Origin of the sequence: Pseudoalteromonas ruthenica (genome assembly GCF_008808095.1) — a bacterium.
Classification (GTDB): Bacteria; Pseudomonadota; Gammaproteobacteria; order Enterobacterales; family Alteromonadaceae; genus Pseudoalteromonas; species Pseudoalteromonas ruthenica.
In genome coordinates, this window is the sequence record NZ_CP023396.1 from 21,173 (window position 1) to 40,348 (window position 19,176).

Below are 19,176 nucleotides of genomic sequence, written 5' to 3' on the forward strand. Positions count from 1 at the left end.
ACACTTTCATTCAGTTAAAAGTCACCTTCAGCTCAATCCTGGCAGGTAATTGGCTGAATTCAAGGTGAGAAGTTGCAAAATAACCTATTGAAAAATATAGATATTATCTTTTAAGCCTGAACTGTGTCGCAAAAGAGCAACAGAAAAACATAGTGTAACGGCTCTTAACTCCCCTGATTTACATATATCTCCATGATAAATAGTGCTTTTTTAATGTTGGCACCGGACTTGTAATAGTCAGGGTGAGTTTAAAACGCAGTAGCAATTAGCACAGAACGTTACTGACACAGATTTCAACAAGTAAAGAAGGATATTGATTATGAAACGCATGACTTCAACTTTAGCACTTATCACTTTAGCAGCTTCAAGCGCAGCGTTTGCAGCAGATTTCTCTACTTTAGATGCAGACGGCAATGGCGCTATCAGCAAGCAAGAAGCAGCAGTGGATGCAGAGCTTAGCAAACACTTCGACAAGCTAGATACCGATGGTAACGGTGAGCTGTCAAAAGAAGAGTTTGAACAAGCTTAAGCGCTTAGTTTAAACATCAATTTCAGATTTTAGTTTTCAGTCCAGAAGGATACTTATTATGAAACGCATGACTTCAACTTTAGCACTTATCACTTTAGCAGCTTCAAGCGCAGCATTTGCAGCAGATTTCTCTACTTTAGATGCAGACGGCAATGGCGCTATCAGCAAGCAAGAAGCAGCAGTGGATGCAGAGCTTAGCAAGCACTTCGACAAGCTAGATACCGATGGTAACGGTGAACTGTCAAAAGAAGAGTTTGAACAAGCTTAAGCGCTTAGTTTAAACATCAATTTCAGATTTTAGTTTTCAGTCCAGAAGGATACTTATTATGAAACGCATGACTTCAACTTTAGCACTTATCACTTTAGCAGCTTCAAGCGCAGCATTTGCAGCAGATTTCTCTACTTTAGATGCAGACGGCAATGGCGCTATCAGCAAGCAAGAAGCAGCAGTGGATGCAGAGCTTAGCAAGCACTTCGACAAGCTAGATACCGATGGTAACGGTGAGCTTTCAAAAGAAGAGTTCGAGCAAGCTTAAGCGCTATTCGCTCTTTCTCACGCACTTTATTTCCATTAAGAGGGATTTGTTATGAAAGGTATGACGTCAACAATCGCATTTGTCACTTTAGCTGCATCAAGCGCTGTATTTGCAGCAGATTTTAACGCACTTGATGCCGACGGCAATGGCGCTATCAGTGTTCAAGAGGCCTCTGTCGATGCCGCTCTAATGGAGCAGTTCGATCAACTCGATACAGATGGCAACGGTGAGCTCTCAAAAGCAGAGTTCGAAAAAGCCGAGTAACCCAATTATTTACCAAACAAGGTAAGGAGCAAGTTATGAAAACCATGAAACACACAGTCGCATTAATGGCACTTGTAGGCGCATCTTCAGCTTTCGCACTGGATGCAGATTTCAACACTATCGATGCCGACGGCAACGGCGCTATCAGCATGGAAGAGGCGTCTAAGTATCCTGAGCTTATGAGTCAATTTAAAGACTTGGATACTGACATGAACGGTGAGTTATCTGAGCAAGAATTTGCTAAAGCGCAGTAACGACTGCGCAACACCGGACAACACCACACAGTAAAGAGGATACATTATGAAAAATTCGACAAAAGCAGTCGCTATCGTAGGTTTAGTAAGCGCATCATCAGCATTCGCATTGGACATGGACTTTAACAGTGTAGACGTAGATAGCAATGGCGCTATCAGCATGGAAGAAGCGTCTAAGTATCCAGAGCTAATGCAGCAGTTCAAGGATTTGGACGCCAATAAAGACGGTGAGCTGAGCGAAAAAGAATTCGCAAAAGCTGAGTAATTTAACGCCAACTAAGAGGAGAGCGTGATGAAAACGACTAACACACTACTTGCTATGGCGATTTTGGCTTCTTCTGCAACAGCTATCGCAGGTTCTACTTTTGATACATTGGATGTCGACGGTAATGGCAGCATCAGCAAGGAAGAGGCAAGTGCAGATGCAGCGATTCTAACTAAATTTGATGAGCTTGATATTGATGGAAATGGCGAGCTATCTAAGGAAGAATTTGCTCACGCTGAGTAAATACCCAGACCCATTAGAGCAACGCAAAAGCAGTCTTAGTCCACCCACTAAGGCTGCTTTTTTATGTTTTACAGAAACATTGCGCTGACCTGGAAGAGCTTCTCAACCACATGAATGTGCTTTTTATCTATCAAGAACATAATGACATGGTCACCACTTTGGATCACTGTATCATCATGGGCTATCAGTACGTCATCATTGCGCACGATAGCGCCAATAGTCGTCCCTGCAGGTAGTTTAATTTCAGAGATAGCTCTGCCTACCACTTTAGAGGTGTTCTCATCACCATGAGCTACGGCTTCAATTGCCTCTGCCGCGCCTTTACGTAACGAGTAAACATTGACGATGTCACCGCGTCTTACGTGAGTCAGCAGGGCTGAAATGGTCGCTTGCTGTGGTGAAATAGCAATGTCAATTTCGCCGCCTTGCACCAAGTCAACATAGGCGCCACGTTGAATGAGCACCATGGTTTTTTGCGCCCCCATACGTTTTGCCAACATCGCTGACATAATATTGGCTTCGTCGTCATTGGTCACTGCAATGAATACATCGACTTGCTCAATATGCTCTTCTGATAGCAGCTCCTGATCAGACGCATCACCACAAAAAACCACAGTATCATCGAGCATTTCAGATAGTTGCTCAGCTCGTTGTGGGTTACGCTCCAGCAGCTTAACGCTATGGTTTTTTTCCAACGAGCGGGCCAAGCCAGCACCAATGTTACCGCCACCGGCGATCATGATCTTCTTATAAGAACGCTCAAGCTTTTGCAGTTCACTCATTACCGCACGAATATGCTTGGTTGCGGCAATAAAGAAGATCTCATCGTCGGCTTCGATCACTGTGGTGCCCAAGGGTTTGATAGCCTTGCCTTGGCGGTAAATTGCAGCAACACGAGTCTCTACATTGGGAATGTGTTCTTTCAATGCTGATAGCGCATAACCAACGAGTAAACCGCCATAGTAGGCTTTGACTGCGACCAGAGACAACTTGCCATCGGCAAATTGCAGCACTTGTAAGGCGCCCGGATAATCAATAAGGCGGCGGATGTACTTGGTAACAAGTTGCTCAGGAGCGATATGGTGGTCCACCGGCAAATCGTCATTATGGAACAACTGCTGACGATAGCGCAGGTATTGCTCCGAGCGAATACGGGCAATCTTGGTGGGGGTATTAAAAATACTGTAGGCCACTTGGCAGGCCACCATATTGACTTCATCGGAGCTGGTGACGGCAATAATCATATCAGCATCTTCAGCGCCGGCCTTGCGCAAAATATCGGGGTGAGCACTGTGCCCAGTGACTCCTTGCAGGTCATATTTGTCCTGTAGCTCGCGCAAGCGATCGCCATCAATGTCGACAACGGTGATTTCGTTCTGCTCGCCGACAAGGTTTTCAGCCAGTGTTCCGCCGACTTGCCCCGCGCCTAAGATGATAATTTTCATTGCTATATCACTGTTTTATTATTTTTGCGTAATAGAAGCCATCGGTGTCGCCAGGTAATAATTGCCACCCTGGTTGAGCTATAGAGTCTTGCTCGTGCAGTGGGCTATGCTGAGCATCACGATGGCGTGTGAAGAAGGCTTTCATCTGCTCTTGATTTTCTTCTGATAGCACCGAACAAGTGGCATAAAGTAAAGTTCCGCCCGGCTTCAATAATGGCCAAATAGCATCAAGGATTTGTCCCTGTAGCTTAGCGAGCTCGTCAATATCAGAGTGTCGTCTTAACCATTTAATATCAGGATGACGGCGTATCACCCCTGTTGCTGAGCAGGGAACATCCAATAAAATGCGATCAAATTGCTGACCTTGCCACCATGACTCAGTGTCTTGTGCTTGGGCGCAAACAAGTTCGGCATCAAGCTGTAATCGCTGTAAGTTAGCGCGCACTTTGTCTAGGCGTTCAGCATCACAGTCAAGCGCCATCACTTTTGCATCGGCCAACTCAAGTATGTGACAGGTTTTGCCGCCCGGTGCGGCGCAGGCGTCGAGCACATATTCACCATCTTGTGCGCCAAGCAGCCTCGCGGCTTGCTGAGCAGCTGCATCTTGGACAGAGCTTGCCCCTGCGAAAAACTCTGGTAGTTTCTGCACATCCACTGCTTTTTTAAGCTTTATTGCATCTTGGTAATCGGCAAATTGACTGTACTCGATACCTTGTTTGCTGAGCAGGTGCGCATATTGCTCGCAAGTATACTGACGTTGATTCACGCGTAACCACATGGGCGCTTGCGCCTGGTTTTGGGCAACAATGGTGTGCCAATGTTCTGGGTAGTCGCGCTTAAGTTTTTTTAATAACCAGCCTGGGTGATTATATTTACAAGCATCGATCTGTGTTGCTGCGGCTTCGAGCTCATCGCGTTGGCGCTGAAAACTCCGTAATACGGCGTTAACTAGGCCTTTCAGGCCTGGTGCGCGCATCGCTTTGAGTGCATTAACGGTTTCACCCACTGCGGCATGCTCGGGAACACGCATATGTATTAATTGATACAGGCCAACATAGAGTAAAAACTGATAGACACGACGTTTACCTTTGAGGGGCTCATCCAGCAGTTGCTGACAATAAAACTCTAGGCTTGGCAGGTAGCGTAAGACGCCATAACAGATCTGCTGCATCAAAGCCTTATCTTTTGGATTGAGGTCCCGGCTGTAGCGGGGCAGAGCTGCCGAGAGAGAAACCCCGCGATCGACGACGTGATAGAGTGTGTGCGCCGCTTGGGCGCGAACATTACTCATGGGTTTCGCCTGCAATATGTGCCAAGGTGCTACCCACACTGACCCAATCGGCTCGGCCGTTTAAAAAGTCTTGGGCGGACATGGGTTTTTTACCTGGCGGTTGAAGCTCGGTAATGCACAGAGCATGGTTGGTGCAGGCGACCACAATACCGTTTTTATCGGCCCGCAATATTTGCCCTGGTGCACCTTGCTCGGTAACAACGTCGGCTTGCCACACCTTGACGGTATTGCCTTGCATCTTGGTAAAACAAATAGGCCATGGGTTAAAGGCCCTCACGTTGCGAGCTAATTGCTCGGCATCAAGCTGCCAGTCTAACTCCGCCTCTTCTTTAGATAATTTTTTAGCGTAGTTTGCTTGAGCATCGTCTTGGGGCTCTGGCTCTATGGTAGAGAGCTTGGCTAAGGTATCAATTAACGCTGAAGGGCCTAGCTGCGCAAGCTTGGCGTACAATGAAGCTGAGGTTTCATCAGCTGCGATAGGGCAACGAGCAATACTCAGCATATCGCCAGTATCAAGACCTTCATCCATTTGCATAATAGTGATGCCCGTTTCCTTATCGCCAGCCCAGATAGCGCGCTGAATAGGGGCTGCGCCTCGCCAGCGAGGTAAAATGGAGCCGTGGACATTGAGGCAACCTAATCTGGGGGTTGTTAAAATCGCTTTTGGCAATAACAACCCGTACGCAACTACCACCATAACGTCGGCGTTTAGCTCTGCAAGTTGCTGTTGTGCCTGCTCGTCTTTTAGAGAAGTTGGCTGATAAACAGGTAAGTTATGCTCTAAAGCAAGCGTTTTAACCTCACTGGCCTTGAGCTTTTTTCCTCTACCTGCGGGGCGATCAGGCTGGCTGTACACGCCAACCACCTCATGTTCTGAGTCAATAAGTGCCTGCAAATGGCGGGCGGCAAAATCCGGCGTACCGGCAAATACGATGCGAAGAGTTTGAGTCACTGTTTATCCTTGTTACTGAGCTTTTGCGGCAAGACGCGCTTCTTTTTCAAGCTTCTTGCGAATACGTTGGCGTTTCAAAGGAGATAAGTAATCAATGAATAGCTTACCTAGTAGGTGGTCTAATTCATGTTGAATGCAAATGGCCAGTAAACCGTCGGCGTCAAGGCTGAACTCTTCACCTTGTTCATTCAGGGCTTTTACTGTCACCGTTTCAGCGCGATCAACCTTCGCATAGGAGTTTGGAACGGATAGACAACCCTCTTCACTGACCGTAGAGCCGTCTTTATGAGTAATCTCAGGATTAATAAGAACCAACGGCTGGTCGCGCTCGTCGGAAACATCGATGACGACGATACGCTGATGAATATCAACCTGGGTGGCCGCAAGACCAATACCATTTTCATCGTACATGGTCTCTAACATGTCTTTGACGATGGTGCGAACATCATCGTTAATATCGGTTACTGGTTGAGCGACTGTGCGCAAACGTTCATCAGGGAATCGAAGTACTTCTAAAAGTGCCATAGCTACCTTATTAAAAATTGTGCTAAATATCGGGTATTGTGTTATGTTTTTATTTTAGCCATTCGTGTGCACCTTTAACAGGTTATTGGGTAATAATTATAATAAAACAAGCTTGAGGAAGCTCATTACAATGATAAAACAGCTATCGGCTGCCGTATTAGCACTTGCGGCTGCTTTTCCATCATTAGCAGATGTTCTAACGGTAAAAGAAAATGCCCCTGAGCAGTATGTGGTAGAAAAGGGAGATACGTTATGGGATATCTCTGCTATTTATTTGGACAAGCCTTGGTTATGGCCAGAGCTGTGGCAAATGAATCCACAAATTGATAACCCTCACCTTATATATCCGGGTGATACGTTATACCTTGTGTATGACGCTCAGGGTCGACCTCGCTTAGTGATGGAGCGTCCAGAAAACTATCAAAAACTAACTCCCCATGGTCGCAAAACCATGAAGAGTGATAGCGCTATTCCAACTATTTCTTTAGAGCTATTGCGTCCATTTTTAACCTATGAACAGGCGCTAAGTGAAGAGCAAATAGCGGCTCAGCCCTATGTGTTAGGTGCTAACGAGAACGTTAAGCGCCCAACTAAAGGCCACATTCTTTACGTTAAAGGCGATTTAGAACGTAACCGTAACTACGCTATTTACCACAAAGATGATCCTTACATTGACCCACAAACAGAAGAAGTGCTTGGCTACGAGGTGAAGCTTGTTGCTACTGCGCGTGCGTTCCGCTCGGGAGACTTCGATAACGGTGTGCCAGCCTCTGTGTTTGTTAACGATGTGAAGCGTGAAATTAATGCTGGTGACTTCTTACTGCCCGTCAGCGAAGGGCAAAGCTTGCCTGCGTTCTTTAAAATGCGTCGCCCTGACAAGGAAATTGATGGCGAAATTATTGCGTCAACTAATGAGCTGCGTGAATTCAGCAAGATGGGCATCGTGGTACTCAATCGTGGCCTGACAGACGAAGTGAAAGCAGGACATATGTTTGATATTCGTCGACAGTCACCCACCGTGGTTGATGGTGACGATGGGCCAAGTTATAAAGAAGACGCGAGCACTTACGAGAAAGTTGCGTCTAACACTGAAGAGTCCTTTAATTTCGAAGAGGATGGTGACAACACCACGTGGCATATGCCGAAAGAGAAAGTCGGCGAGCTTATGGTACTGAAAGTACAAGATAGAGTGAGCTATGCCATTGTCACAAAAACGCTACGCCCAATTCGCGTTGGCGATGTAGTCAGTGTTAATTAGTAACAGCTGATCGTACACTGCGTTGGGTTGTGCTCAAGGAGGGAGCATGGCACAACAGTTACCGTTATCATCGGCCTCGTCAGAGGCCGATTTACATTTCCATCAAGCCGCATTACTGGCTTTGCTCTATGTTCGTGGACTTAGCTGCCGCGATGTCAATAAGTTGCTTACGCACGTACCGTTAGCCCAAATGGTTACGGAGCCCGAGTGTTTGCAATGCTACGGCGTAAAAGCGAACATCATTGGAGCCCTTTCAGCGCTTAATATGGCTAACTACAAGCGCGAGATTCAAGCATTCAAACATCAAGGTATTGATGTTATAGCCCTAGGTACGTCTGCTTACCCCGAGCTGTTAGCTGAGCTGCCCGATGCACCGCTATTACTGTTTTGCAGAGGCAATACCCAGCTTCTCAAACTACCACAAATCGCGATGGTCGGCAGTCGCAGTGCTTCGCTTGCTGGGAAGCGATGTGCCCAAGAAATAGCCCAGCAATTGAGTGCAGCGGGGCTAACAATCACTTCAGGCATGGCAATGGGTGTAGACGCCATGTCGCATCAGGGGGCACTGATGGCGACAGGTCAAACTGTAGCTGTGCTTGGCACCGGTGTTGATATTTGTTATCCCCGCCGCAATAAAGCCTTACGTGATGATATTTTGGCAAAGGGTCTGTTAGTCAGTGAGTTTGTGCCCACAACTCCGGCTCGGGCTATGCATTTCCCTAGACGTAATCGCATTATAGCTGGCTTATCGGTCGCTACTTTAGTGGTTGAGGCTGAGCGTAAGAGTGGTTCATTGATCACGGCTGAACTGGCTGCGGACTATAACCGAGAGGTAATGGCTATACCAGGCTCGATTAATAATCCCTATGCCAAAGGCTGCCATAAGCTAATAAAAGAGGGCGCGGCCTTGGTTGAATCGGCAAAAGATGTATTGCTCGAGTTAGGTTTTTCTGCACAAAACGGTCTATATATAAAGAGTGAACCTACTTACCGTGAGGATGAAAACAGCATACTTCGTCATATTGGTTACGAGCCTACTTGCGTTGATGACATTGCTAGTAGTGCCGAAGTACCCATTACAGAACTACTGACGCAACTAGTCGATTTAGAGCTGGAGGGGCTAATAGAGAGCACCTCAGAGGGCTATGTAAAAACAGGGGGCGGGTAACATGTTTGATATCCTAATGTATTTGTTTGAAAACTATATTCACAGCGAGAGTGAAATTTTTGTCGAAGAGAACGTACTCACCGACGAATTACGTAAAGCGGGGTTCAACAACAGCGAAATATTTAAAGCACTGGATTGGTTGGAGCAGTTAGCTCAGTTGCAATATAGCGACGAGCGCCCTTATTTGCATAATGCCCCAACTGGAGCATGCCGTATCTATACCGAATACGAAAGTATGAAACTTGATACTCAGTGCCAAGGCTTTTTGATGTTCCTAGAGCAAATTGGCGTTATAAATAGCACAACTCGAGAGATGGTTATCGATCGCGCTGTGGCATTGGACCAAGAGCAAATTGCACTGGACGATTTGAAGTGGGTGGTGCTGATGGTGTTGTTAAGTGTGCCTGGGCAGGAGCAGGCTTATGCACAAATGGAAGATTTAATTTTCGATGACCCGAACCCAACACTGCATTAAGCTTGATCTCTGTGTTGGGGTCAGTATATTGGGCGCAAATTCACCAAAGTGCGAGTAGTGCGTGAGCAAGATCGACCATTCGTTATTTAATGCTAATCAACATGCTCTCGAGAAAGAATACGAAGTGTGTCCCCAGTGTGGTTGTGAGTTGGTGATGCGGCACTCTAAGAACGGTCCTTTTTTAGGGTGCGCAGCCTACCCGAAGTGTGACTTCATTCGTCCTTTGCACCAACATGACACAGCCGTACTTAAGGTATTAGACGATAATCCCTGTCCTGAGTGTGATTCGCCTTTAGCGGTGAAAAACGGCCGCTTTGGCATGTTTATCGGTTGTACCAATTTCCCTCAGTGCCATTACATCGCCGATCAAAAGCAACAGCAGCCAGAGCAAAACCTAGTAACCTGTCCAAAGTGTCATGATGGTCGTTTAACTAAACGTAGTAATAAATATGGTAAAACCTTTTACTCTTGCGATGCTTACCCCAAATGCAAATACAGCTTGAACTATGAGCCCGTAGCTCATGCTTGCCCTCAGTGTGATTGGCCGGTCATGGTCAAGCGTAATCTTGCTGGGGGACCTGTGTTACAATGTCCGCAAAAGTCCTGTGGGCATAAACAAGTTGAGAATGTGGAGAGTTAGAAGGTGTCAGAGCCAATCACAGTAGACCCGGTTGTAGAAAGCTTACAACAGGGTGAGGTTATTCTTTACCCAACAGAGGCCGTGTACGGGCTGGGTTGCGACCCAATGAACCAACAGGCAGTAGAAAAGCTATTGGCTATTAAGCAGCGTCCGGTTGAGAAGGGTTTAATTCTTATTGCCGATAATTACGGTCAGTTACTGCCTTATGTGGCCGATCACAAAATTCCTATGGATAAGCGCGCTGATATCTTTTCGCAGTGGCCAGGCCCTGTCACTTGGGTGATGCCGGCTGCCGCTGATACGCCCAAATGGCTTACTGGCAAGTTTGATAGCATAGCGGTGCGAGTGACCAATCACCCAACTGTGAAGCGTTTATGCCAAGCCTTTGGTGGCCCTTTAGTGTCAACGAGTGCCAACTTAAGTGGCGAGCAGCCGGTTAGCTCAATTGCGGCTGCGAAAGCGGCGTTTGCCGCACAAGTGGGTTGCTATGTTGATGAACCCTTAGGTGGCCAGCAACAGCCCAGCACCATAAAAGACGCCCTCAGCGGGCAAACGTTTCGAGGTTAATCATGGCATCACAACTTTTAGCACAAGTGAAAGAATACCTTAAAGCGTTGCAGGATGAGATCTGCGCTGGTCTAGAGCAGGCTGATGGCAAGGCACAGTTTGTAGAAGATGCTTGGCAGCGAGAAGAGGGCGGTGGCGGACGTACGCGCGTTATTCGTGACGGCGCTATTATCGAGCAAGGCGGTGTCAATTTTTCTCATGTGTTTGGTGCGTCAATGCCGGCATCAGCAACAGCACATCGGCCTGAGCTTGCTGGGCGAAGTTTTCATGCATGTGGTGTTTCATTGGTTATTCATCCGAAAAACCCGCATATCCCAACCAGCCATGCCAACGTACGCTTTTTTATCGCCGAAAAAGAGGGCGAGCAGCCTATTTGGTGGTTTGGTGGTGGGTTCGATTTAACACCTTTTTACCCTGAACGTGAAGATGTAGAGCATTGGCATCAGGTTGCTAAAGATTTATGCGATCCATTCGGGGAGGATGTGTATCCAAAATATAAGAAGTGGTGTGATGATTACTTCTATTTGAAACATCGTGATGAAACTCGAGGTGTTGGCGGATTATTTTTTGATGATCTTAATGAATGGGGATTCGAAAAAAGTTTTGCCTTTATGCAGGCGGTGGGTAATGGCTATTTAGATGCTTATCTGCCGATAGTCAGTAAGCGAAAAGACACTGACTATAACGAACAGCAGCGCCAATTTCAGCTTTATCGTCGCGGTCGTTATGTAGAGTTCAATTTAGTTTGGGACCGAGGCACTTTATTTGGCTTGCAAAGCGGTGGCCGCACAGAGTCTATTCTCATGTCTATGCCACCGTTGGCGAGGTGGGAATATGACTATACTCCTGCCCCAGGCACTGCTGAGGCGAAACTATACGAGCATTACTTAAAGCCACAGGACTGGCTAGCTATGAGTGAAAAATAGATGGTTTCACGAGGTCGATAGATTCATCAATGTGGTAAGAACATGACAGCCCTGATAAAGCACGTTCATGTTCTTACCATAAGTAGATAGTAATAGGCTTTGTTAACTGTTGTCCAACCTAAAACCGCTAAACCTGTTGAGCTATTAAGGCTCTGATTTCGTCAAGGGTTGTCTCTTTTAATAACTTACCATCTTCAAAAACAACGTCTAAAAGTCCTTGTTGCTCCTCTTGTTCTGATACGTTATCAAATAGGGTTAGTTCACCATCGATACGTTCTACCTTTAACAACCCTTTCGATGATTTCTTTTTAGCGTCTGTTTTAGGGTCTTTGAAGATGGCTAAACGTTGACCATCCTTTACTACACTTGTGGCTTTAACCGCGGAGCCATGTGTATCTCGAGTTACGTATTGGTAGCTATATGAACCAATACCTAAAACAACCTTTGATGCGAAGCCTTTGTCCATGAGTCGTTGTAGTATCTGACGTTGACGACTTAGGGTGATTGCGTCCCCGTAAATTGCGCCAATATGATCGTCCAACAACTTGTATCCTTGAGCCGTAGTCGTGCCACCAAAAATGTCCCAGAGGCACTCTATCAAGCCTTTAACTTCGCACTCCATGAGCCTAATGGTCGAATTATTTTCGAATCCAAAGTATTCACCATTAAACCTGTAGGCCTCATACCCTTGCGAAATTGCTTCTTTTTTAGCCTCGATCTGGTTCTGAAATAGCTCACTGTAATCTGAGACAGGGGAAACTTTGTATCCTGTGAGTATTTTTACAGGGTCTCCTGAGTCAGGACGAATAACTAACGTACCGTCCCGCATCATAATATCGTCTTTTAATTGTGGGAGGTAATCAGTGACTAAAGTCCAGAAGTCCCATGTATCAGACACTACGCTTAGTATTCCTTTTGGGGATTGTTCTTTCATTAGGTATTTAAAAAACTCAATTTCTCCCTCCATAATCCAAGAGCAAGTTACCGAGTGCTCTGTTGCATCTACTGAGCAGCCAACTAGTTCTTTATCAACATTTGCGCCGTAGTATTTCTCTGCGAATAAAACTGCGGGAATAGTATCTGTGCCAACTAACCCTGATGCTAAATGGCCAAAGCCACTCATGGTAGCTGCATGCTTGCCAAACATTCCCCTAAAGCTGAAATCATGGCCTTGAAATGGCACAAAATCAGCGGGTAATCCCGTTTTAGTTGCAAACTCTTTAAATACTTTGAAATAGGCAACAGAAGTAGTTGCGCTTGTTTGAATTGGCCAATTCTCGCAACTTAACACGGTTTCGATCATATTGGTCAGCCATTGAAAACCCGGTTTTGTATTAACTATTGTGATGGGGGGCACTAAATAAGGAACCAGTGTTCCTTCTGGCAGTGCTTTGATTTTGAGTGGTAAATACCCCAAATCATGAAGATCTTCTAGGTATGTAACATCAACAGAATAGCCAAGCATTGAGCTCATAATTCGCTTATGAGTTGCTACAGCAACTGCTTTATCTTGTTTAAAAAACTCGTTCCACTCTTCTAACAGGTAGCTCTTTATAAAATATTGCAAGCCAACAAAAGCTACCTTGTCATTGTCTGTTATGTTGCTTAGCTTGCCACTTCTAGAAGTATAATTTGCATATACTTCGGTTACACTAGGGTGGTAAGCGCGACTATGAAACTCTTTATAAACATCCTTTTGCATACTTGCAGCTGTAATAGTCATGGTGTTGTCCCTACATCTCAATTATTTGTAAATTTATATCGCTGTTACTTTTAAACTCATTCGCGGGTCTAAAAGAGTCGGTTGTATAGATGTGATTGATCAGCCCCTCAAACACATCGAGTCCTTTGGAAAAAATTCCATGGGTAATGAACAAAGACACTTCTAAAGCCCCTTCATTCTTGAGTACTTTCGCTAACTCAATAAAGGTTCTCCCACCATCACAGATATCATCTGCGATCAGTACATTTTTATCTTTAACATCGCCTAGTACTTCGGTTTTTACTATGTCGCCCGTTTTGAGATCTCTGACTTTGTGAGCTTGAATTACTTCGGGCACTCCATTAAATTTTTCGGAAATCTTAAGTGTCTTTTTGCTGGCACCAGCATCAGGAGAGATTAGCGTTAGTTCACCCACAGATAAGCGTTTGTTTAACTCTTCACACCGTCCCAGTAACGCGACCTGCTCGATATTGGTTACTCGATGTATTAGAGCTGGTGAGACATCACTGTGTGAATCCCAAATGGTTACCTTTGAAAAGTTTAAGCTGTTAATGATATTTGCCATAACAGCGGCACCCAATGCTTCACCTTCTACACACACTCTATCTTGCCGAGCGTAGGGAAAATAAGGGATCACAAGCTCAATAGTCGTGCTCTCAGCTGTTATTCTTCTTAAAGCATCAACGGCCATCATCAGCCTGATCACTTTTGATGAGTCGTTAAGCCGTTCAAAAATTTCTATTTTTACAGTATGAAGTAAAGAGGCTGGGCTGAATCGAATATGTTCTTCACCCCCTGAAAAGCTGAAGTTATCATAATCGAGCTGTGATTTATTACCTGCTGAGTCATAGCTAAGTACTTTCATTTGGCATCCTTTCAATCTTTGTGTCCCATCGACACAAAGAAGGTTATCAAACGTACCTAAATCAAGCAAGATATTTTTTGAGCTAAAGTGCGACTAGCATAGTGGAGCGGTTAACTCTGCTAGTTGAAATTTTTGGGGCTACCAGATATTTTGTCGCTAAGATCTTAGTGTGGATGGGAAAGTGGCTGATAGTTACGATATTAGAAAATATAAAAACCCTCTATTTACAGTTGATAGTGTGTTGTTCACTGTAAAAGATGCGGATTTAAAGGTTTTGTTAGTCAAGCGAGCGAGCGACCCTTTTACCGGTCAATGGGCGTTACCGGGTGGCTTTATTGACATAGATATCGACCATGATGCGGATATGACCGCATTACGTAAATTAAAAGAAAAGACTAATATCACCCCTCAATATTTGGAGCAATTGCATACCTATTCGGGAGTGAGTCGCGATCCACGAGGATTTAGTGTAACCCTGGTTTACTTTGCGCTCGTCGCAGAGGGAAACGCATCAGCACATGTAGCCACAGTTGATGATGTGAAATGGACAAGTGTGAGGGATTTACAGGATCTACCTGTGGCCTTTGATCATAAATATATTGTAGAGCAGGCAAGGCAGAGGTTGAAGCAAAAGGCTTTGTATTCAATGGTGCCAGTATATTGCTTACCAGAATACTTTACCGTTGGGCAGTTCAAGTCTGTTATCGAAACTATTTTAGGCAAAACTGTACAGCGCAAGACCATTATCAGGCGTATAGAAGCAACTGATATGTTGGAAAAAATGGATGAAAAAGTTAGGTCAGGTGGCCGGTTCGCTCAGTTGTACCGAGTTAAGCCAGGCGTAGATATCGTTAATTTTGAACGCAACCTTAGTACATAATCCTTTGGGGATTATTTTATGGTGACTGCTTAATTTCGGATAAATTGTCCCTAACCTAATAGAGATAACATATTTAGTGCTGGTTTATCATATGACTAGCAAGCTGTGCCAATGATTGGCGCAGGTTTTCTCGCAATACTGGGTTGTCAATTTCTTGATCAAGCGCTTTGTTCATACAATGCATCCACTGGTCGCGTAAGTCTTTATCAATAGGAAAGGGCATATGGCGCTGTCTTAGGCGCGGGTGACCGTATTGTTCTACAAATAAATCAGGCCCACCGAGCCAGCCAGAGAGAAACTCAAAAAACACCTGACGAATGCGATCTAATGGCTGGGGATGCATATCATATAAAGGTTTTGCGTATTCATCTTGAGCCATAATGTCGTAAAATCGATTAGCTAGAGAACGGGCCCCTGGCTCACCTCCAATCATATCATAAGGGGTTTGTGACACGGTCGGGTGCTCGGTTTTGGCAGCGGTGGTTGATGAATTTGCATCTTTTTTGAGGATGCGTTTAAGTAACTGCTTCATAGCCTGCTCAATTATTAGGAAAGATAATGGATAAATACGCGGTTTTTGGTAACCCTATTAAGCACTCTAAATCTCCCCTTATTCACCAAGCGTTTGCTCGCCAACAGGGGATAGACGTGGATTACCAGCGCATTTTAGCACCGTTAGAAAACTTTGAGCAGTCGGTGACTGACTTTTTCGCCGCCGGTGGCAAGGGAGCCAATGTCACTTTACCTTTTAAAGAGCGTGCTTTTGCGTTGGCTGACACATTAACTGAACGCGCGCAATTAGCGGCAGCGGTTAATACCTTAGTGCTTACTCCGCAAGGCAAGTTAATGGGCGACAACACCGACGGCATTGGCTTGGTCAGCGACTTGCAAAGGACCTTTGGTCCGCTGCGCGATAGACATGTATTGTTACTCGGAGCGGGAGGGGCTGCGAAAGGGGCTGTGTTACCCTTAATTGAAAGTGGTATTGGCTCACTCACGATCGCTAATCGTACCGCAAGTAAAGCACAGCAGTTGGCAGAGCGTATAGATAGCAACGTAGCGGTTCATGGCTGTGGCTTTGCGCAGGTAAGTGAAGGCCCTTTTGATATTGTTATCAACTCCACTTCGTCCAGTGTTCACGGTCAGGTGCCAGATATTGATACTAAGGTAATGCAACACTGCCAGTATGCTTATGATATGTACTATGCCGATCAGCCAACCAGCTTTATGCGCTGGGCAGGTGACATAAACAGTTATGTTTCTTGTGCTGATGGTCTCGGTATGCTGGTGGCTCAAGCCGCTCATGCATTTGCCTTGTGGCGTGGCTTTATGCCTGACTGTGAGCCAGTCATTCGTGCCTTAAGAGAGGGGCAGTTAAAATGAATCAAGCTATCCAATTCGTAGACCGTGTAGAGTACATCAATGGTGTACTCACCTTTTACGCTATGGCCAATGGCATGCTAATACCCTGCACTATAGATATGAACAATATCGAACGCAGTGATGCGCTTACACACTTTGCGCAATTAAGATTTGACTACGAAGAGGTCGCGCAGCAACTTATCGAAGATGAGGAGTTTACCGCCGAGGGCCAAGTGGTTATTCCACCACTGGCACCACTTCGTTAAGATATTCGTCTTTTAAGCGCACATAATTATCTGCGGATACTTTCAAAAATGTACGTTCGTCATCGCTCAGTGGTCGAGCTTGCTTTGCTGGGCTGCCAACATACAAGTATCCAGACTGCAGCGTTTTATTCGGGGGAACAAGCGCGCCACCGGCGATAATCACATCATCTTCGACGGTGACGTTGTCCATGATAATGGCACCCATACCAACGAGAATACGGTTTCCTAACTTGCAGCCATGGAGCATGGCCTTGTGTCCTACCGTGACATCGTCGCCAATAATAAGAGGGTAACCTTCGGGTTTCGCTTTGCTGGCGCGCGTAAGGTGCAATACCGAACCATCTTGAATATTAGTGCGTTTACCAATGCGCATATAGTTTACATCGCCGCGAGCGGCTACCAGTGGCCAAATACTTGCGTTCTCGGCGACCTCTATATCTCCAACCAGCACAGCTGACTCATGAACATAGGCTGTCTTATCAATATTCGGTGCTTTACCTTTGTAGCTTTGTATAGTCATAGTTATCCCTTTAAAGTGATCTTGTTCCACTTTAGCTAGAGCTCTGCCGGAGCACAATAGAGTTGGCGAAAATGTGTTCGGGAGATCGGTTTTCTCCCGAACATGAGGTAATTATAGCGTTAATAACGTAGTAAAAGTGTTTATATAGGCCGGAATTTGAGCGAACGATCCATTTTTTGCAGTTTTCTTTAAAAAAGGGGTTGCGTGGAAATCGAATCTCCCTATAATGCGCATCCACCGACACGGCGGACTGCTTACAAACAAGCACTTCAACGAGTTGGGTGAGTCAAGTAAAACTGAGTTTTAAACAGCGCATTGAAAAATGCAAACTTCTTAAAATAAAGTGTTGACAATAAAACAGGGTTGAGTAGAATGCACAGCCCTCGAGACGCGAAAGCAACTCGAAACGTTCTTTAAAAATATGAAGCAATCATCTGTGTGGGCACTCGTACAGATTGAGTTCTAACAGCCGAATCTAGTTCGCTAGATGACGCAAACAAATTTAGAGTCTCAATTGAGCTGAGTGACCAACGGCAATAAATTTAATTTATTGCAGCACAGTCAATTCGATATCGACAGATATCAAAATCAGTATTCATTGAGCTGAATCTTCGGATTCAAAAAAACTTTTAATTGAAGAGTTTGATCATGGCTCAGATTGAACGCTGGCGGCAGGCCTAACACATGCAAGTCGAGCGGAAACGAAGAGGTGCTTGCACCTCTGGCGTCGAGCGGCGGACGGGTGAGTAATGCTTGGGAACATGCCTTGAGGTGGGGGACAACCGTTGGAAACGACGGCTAATACCGCATAATGTCTACGGACCAAAGGGGGCTTCGGCTCTCGCCTTTAGATTGGCCCAAGTGGGATTAGCTAGTTGGTGAGGTAATGGCTCACCAAGGCGACGATCCCTAGCTGGTTTGAGAGGATGATCAGCCACACTGGGACTGAGACACGGCCCAGACTCCTACGGGAGGCAGCAGTGGGGAATATTGCACAATGGGCGCAAGCCTGATGCAGCCATGCCGCGTGTGTGAAGAAGGCCTTCGGGTTGTAAAGCACTTTCAGCAAGGAGGAAAGGTTAGTAGTTAATACCTGCTAGCTGTGACGTTACTTGCAGAAGAAGCACCGGCTAACTCCGTGCCAGCAGCCGCGGTAATACGGAGGGTGCGAGCGTTAATCGGAATTACTGGGCGTAAAGCGTACGCAGGCGGTTTGTTAAGCGAGATGTGAAAGCCCCGGGCTTAACCTGGGAACTGCATTTCGAACTGGCAGGCTAGAGTGTGATAGAGGGTGGTAGAATTTCAGGTGTAGCGGTGAAATGCGTAGAGATCTGAAGGAATACCGATGGCGAAGGCAGCCACCTGGGTCAACACTGACGCTCATGTACGAAAGTGTGGGGAGCAAACAGGATTAGATACCCTGGTAGTCCACGCCGTAAACGATGTCTACTAGGAGCTCGGCTTTTCGGAGCTGTTTTCCAAAGCAAACGCATTAAGTAGACCGCCTGGGGAGTACGGCCGCAAGGTTAAAACTCAAATGAATTGACGGGGGCCCGCACAAGCGGTGGAGCATGTGGTTTAATTCGATGCAACGCGAAGAACCTTACCTACACTTGACATCCAGAGAACTTTCTAGAGATAGATTGGTGCCTTCGGGAACTCTGAGACAGGTGCTGCATGGCTGTCGTCAGCTCGTGTTGTGAGATGTTGGGTTAAGTCCCGCAACGAGCGCAACCCCTATCCTTAGTTGCCAGCGATTCGGTCGGGAACTCTAAGGAGACTGCCGGTGATAAACCGGAGGAAGGTGGGGACGACGTCAAGTCATCATGGCCCTTACGTGTAGGGCTACACACGTGCTACAATGGCGCATACAGAGTGCTGCGAGCCTGCGAGGGTGAGCGAATCACTTAAAGTGCGTCGTAGTCCGGATTGGAGTCTGCAACTCGACTCCATGAAGTCGGAATCGCTAGTAATCGCGAATCAGAATGTCGCGGTGAATACGTTCCCGGGCCTTGTACACACCGCCCGTCACACCATGGGAGTGGGTTGCTCCAGAAGTGGTTAGCCTAACCTTCGGGAGGGCGATCACCACGGAGTGATTCATGACTGGGGTGAAGTCGTAACAAGGTAGCCCTAGGGGAACCTGGGGCTGGATCACCTCCTTATACGATTTAGAACTGATTTGTTCGCAGTGTCCACACAGATGATTGCTGATTAGAAAT

The 19,176-nt window shown here is 46.1% G+C and carries 24 protein-coding genes and 1 rRNA gene; 17 read left to right on the forward strand and 8 right to left on the reverse strand.

Annotated features, from left to right (window positions below; translation table 11 throughout):
- The first annotated feature begins 319 nt into the window (after nucleotides 1-319).
- The 7 genes from PRUTH_RS00080 to PRUTH_RS00110 are packed head-to-tail and all read left to right on the forward strand — an operon-like array spanning nucleotide 320 to nucleotide 2,091.
- On the forward strand, nucleotides 320-529 hold the full coding sequence (locus PRUTH_RS00080) for an EF-hand domain-containing protein (RefSeq protein ID WP_022946908.1): 210 nt from the start codon (nucleotides 320-322) through the stop codon (nucleotides 527-529).
- A gap of 58 nt (nucleotides 530-587) precedes the next feature.
- The gene (locus tag PRUTH_RS00085) at nucleotides 588-797 is read left to right on the forward strand and encodes an EF-hand domain-containing protein (protein ID WP_022946908.1); all 210 of its coding nucleotides are present in this window, start codon (nucleotides 588-590) and stop codon (nucleotides 795-797) included.
- A 58-nt stretch (nucleotides 798-855) separates the two neighbouring features.
- Nucleotides 856-1,065, forward strand: a complete 210-nt coding sequence (locus PRUTH_RS00090) for an EF-hand domain-containing protein (protein ID WP_022946908.1) — start codon at nucleotides 856-858, stop codon at nucleotides 1,063-1,065.
- Nucleotides 1,066-1,116: 51 nt separating this feature from the next.
- On the forward strand, nucleotides 1,117-1,329 hold the full coding sequence (locus PRUTH_RS00095; protein WP_022946909.1) for an EF-hand domain-containing protein: 213 nt from the start codon (nucleotides 1,117-1,119) through the stop codon (nucleotides 1,327-1,329).
- A gap of 35 nt (nucleotides 1,330-1,364) precedes the next feature.
- The gene (locus PRUTH_RS00100; RefSeq protein WP_022946910.1) at nucleotides 1,365-1,583 is read left to right on the forward strand and encodes an EF-hand domain-containing protein; all 219 of its coding nucleotides are present in this window, start codon (nucleotides 1,365-1,367) and stop codon (nucleotides 1,581-1,583) included.
- 46 nt (nucleotides 1,584-1,629) lie between these two features.
- Nucleotides 1,630-1,848: an EF-hand domain-containing protein gene (locus PRUTH_RS00105; RefSeq protein WP_022946911.1), complete on the forward strand. Its 219-nt coding sequence runs from the start codon at nucleotides 1,630-1,632 to the stop codon at nucleotides 1,846-1,848.
- 27 nt (nucleotides 1,849-1,875) lie between these two features.
- Entirely contained in the window at nucleotides 1,876-2,091 is a 216-nt protein-coding gene (locus PRUTH_RS00110) for an EF-hand domain-containing protein (RefSeq protein WP_022946912.1), read from the forward strand.
- Nucleotides 2,092-2,159: 68 nt separating this feature from the next.
- Here PRUTH_RS00110 and trkA read toward each other — a convergent pair whose 3' ends face one another.
- Genes trkA through def form a run of 4 tightly spaced genes read right to left on the reverse strand, consistent with a single transcriptional unit; the run spans nucleotide 2,160 to nucleotide 6,304 of the window.
- On the reverse strand, nucleotides 2,160-3,536 hold the full coding sequence (trkA, locus tag PRUTH_RS00115) for a Trk system potassium transporter TrkA (protein WP_151172238.1): 1,377 nt from the start codon (nucleotides 3,534-3,536) through the stop codon (nucleotides 2,160-2,162).
- Nucleotides 3,537-3,543: 7 nt separating this feature from the next.
- Complete coding sequence (rsmB, locus tag PRUTH_RS00120) at nucleotides 3,544-4,827, reverse strand: 16S rRNA (cytosine(967)-C(5))-methyltransferase RsmB (protein ID WP_151172239.1); 1,284 nt, start codon at nucleotides 4,825-4,827, stop codon at nucleotides 3,544-3,546.
- The gene (gene fmt / locus PRUTH_RS00125; RefSeq protein ID WP_151172240.1) at nucleotides 4,820-5,779 is read right to left on the reverse strand and encodes a methionyl-tRNA formyltransferase; all 960 of its coding nucleotides are present in this window, start codon (nucleotides 5,777-5,779) and stop codon (nucleotides 4,820-4,822) included. Before fmt ends, rsmB begins: the two co-directional genes overlap by 8 nt.
- Nucleotides 5,780-5,791: 12 nt before the next feature.
- Nucleotides 5,792-6,304 (reverse strand): peptide deformylase, encoded by a 513-nt coding sequence (gene def / locus PRUTH_RS00130; protein WP_022946916.1) that lies wholly within the window; start codon nucleotides 6,302-6,304, stop codon nucleotides 5,792-5,794.
- 130 nt (nucleotides 6,305-6,434) lie between these two features.
- Here def and PRUTH_RS00135 point away from each other — a divergent pair, with 130 nt between their 5' ends.
- From PRUTH_RS00135 to hemF, 6 genes are all read left to right on the forward strand, one after another.
- Nucleotides 6,435-7,562, forward strand: coding sequence for a LysM peptidoglycan-binding domain-containing protein (locus PRUTH_RS00135; RefSeq protein WP_151172241.1), 1,128 nt, complete (start codon nucleotides 6,435-6,437; stop codon nucleotides 7,560-7,562).
- 46 nt (nucleotides 7,563-7,608) lie between these two features.
- Nucleotides 7,609-8,730, forward strand: coding sequence for a DNA-processing protein DprA (dprA, locus tag PRUTH_RS00140; RefSeq protein ID WP_151172242.1), 1,122 nt, complete (start codon nucleotides 7,609-7,611; stop codon nucleotides 8,728-8,730).
- A gap of 1 nt (nucleotide 8,731) precedes the next feature.
- Nucleotides 8,732-9,205 (forward strand): DUF494 family protein, encoded by a 474-nt coding sequence (locus PRUTH_RS00145; protein WP_045980674.1) that lies wholly within the window; start codon nucleotides 8,732-8,734, stop codon nucleotides 9,203-9,205.
- A gap of 61 nt (nucleotides 9,206-9,266) precedes the next feature.
- Nucleotides 9,267-9,845 (forward strand): DNA topoisomerase family protein, encoded by a 579-nt coding sequence (locus PRUTH_RS00150; RefSeq protein WP_151172243.1) that lies wholly within the window; start codon nucleotides 9,267-9,269, stop codon nucleotides 9,843-9,845.
- 3 nt (nucleotides 9,846-9,848) lie between these two features.
- Nucleotides 9,849-10,412 carry an L-threonylcarbamoyladenylate synthase type 1 TsaC gene (tsaC, locus tag PRUTH_RS00155; protein WP_151172244.1) on the forward strand — a complete coding sequence of 188 codons (564 nt, stop codon included), beginning with the start codon at nucleotides 9,849-9,851 and terminating at the stop codon, nucleotides 10,410-10,412.
- A 2-nt stretch (nucleotides 10,413-10,414) separates the two neighbouring features.
- The gene (gene hemF, locus PRUTH_RS00160; RefSeq protein ID WP_151172245.1) at nucleotides 10,415-11,338 is read left to right on the forward strand and encodes an oxygen-dependent coproporphyrinogen oxidase; all 924 of its coding nucleotides are present in this window, start codon (nucleotides 10,415-10,417) and stop codon (nucleotides 11,336-11,338) included.
- Nucleotides 11,339-11,465: 127 nt separating this feature from the next.
- Here hemF and PRUTH_RS00165 read toward each other — a convergent pair whose 3' ends face one another.
- Together PRUTH_RS00165 and prs are read right to left on the reverse strand one after the other, a co-directional pair.
- Entirely contained in the window at nucleotides 11,466-13,061 is a 1,596-nt protein-coding gene (locus PRUTH_RS00165) for a nicotinate phosphoribosyltransferase (protein WP_151172246.1), read from the reverse strand.
- Nucleotides 13,062-13,071: 10 nt separating this feature from the next.
- Nucleotides 13,072-13,926 (reverse strand): ribose-phosphate diphosphokinase, encoded by an 855-nt coding sequence (gene prs / locus PRUTH_RS00170; protein ID WP_151172247.1) that lies wholly within the window; start codon nucleotides 13,924-13,926, stop codon nucleotides 13,072-13,074.
- A 181-nt stretch (nucleotides 13,927-14,107) separates the two neighbouring features.
- Between prs and PRUTH_RS00175 the strand changes: the two genes are divergently transcribed.
- Nucleotides 14,108-14,806, forward strand: coding sequence for an NUDIX hydrolase (locus tag PRUTH_RS00175; protein ID WP_138588055.1), 699 nt, complete (start codon nucleotides 14,108-14,110; stop codon nucleotides 14,804-14,806).
- Nucleotides 14,807-14,879: 73 nt separating this feature from the next.
- On the opposite strand, the gene PRUTH_RS00180 is transcribed toward PRUTH_RS00175, so the two are convergent.
- Nucleotides 14,880-15,338: a group II truncated hemoglobin gene (locus PRUTH_RS00180; RefSeq protein ID WP_151172248.1), complete on the reverse strand. Its 459-nt coding sequence runs from the start codon at nucleotides 15,336-15,338 to the stop codon at nucleotides 14,880-14,882.
- A gap of 26 nt (nucleotides 15,339-15,364) precedes the next feature.
- Here PRUTH_RS00180 and aroE point away from each other — a divergent pair, with 26 nt between their 5' ends.
- Nucleotides 15,365-16,189, forward strand: coding sequence for a shikimate dehydrogenase (aroE, locus tag PRUTH_RS00185; RefSeq protein ID WP_151172249.1), 825 nt, complete (start codon nucleotides 15,365-15,367; stop codon nucleotides 16,187-16,189).
- Nucleotides 16,186-16,434, forward strand: a complete 249-nt coding sequence (locus PRUTH_RS00190; protein WP_151172250.1) for a DUF1488 family protein — start codon at nucleotides 16,186-16,188, stop codon at nucleotides 16,432-16,434. The genes aroE and PRUTH_RS00190 overlap by 4 nt, the downstream gene beginning before the upstream one ends.
- On the opposite strand, the gene PRUTH_RS00195 is transcribed toward PRUTH_RS00190, so the two are convergent.
- On the reverse strand, nucleotides 16,406-16,954 hold the full coding sequence (locus PRUTH_RS00195) for a gamma carbonic anhydrase family protein (protein WP_151172251.1): 549 nt from the start codon (nucleotides 16,952-16,954) through the stop codon (nucleotides 16,406-16,408). The two genes, PRUTH_RS00190 and PRUTH_RS00195, sit on opposite strands and share 29 nt — an antisense overlap.
- Before the next feature lie 630 nt (nucleotides 16,955-17,584).
- Here PRUTH_RS00195 and PRUTH_RS00200 point away from each other — a divergent pair.
- Nucleotides 17,585-19,119 (forward strand): 16S ribosomal RNA (locus PRUTH_RS00200).
- Nucleotides 19,120-19,176 lie beyond the last annotated feature (57 nt).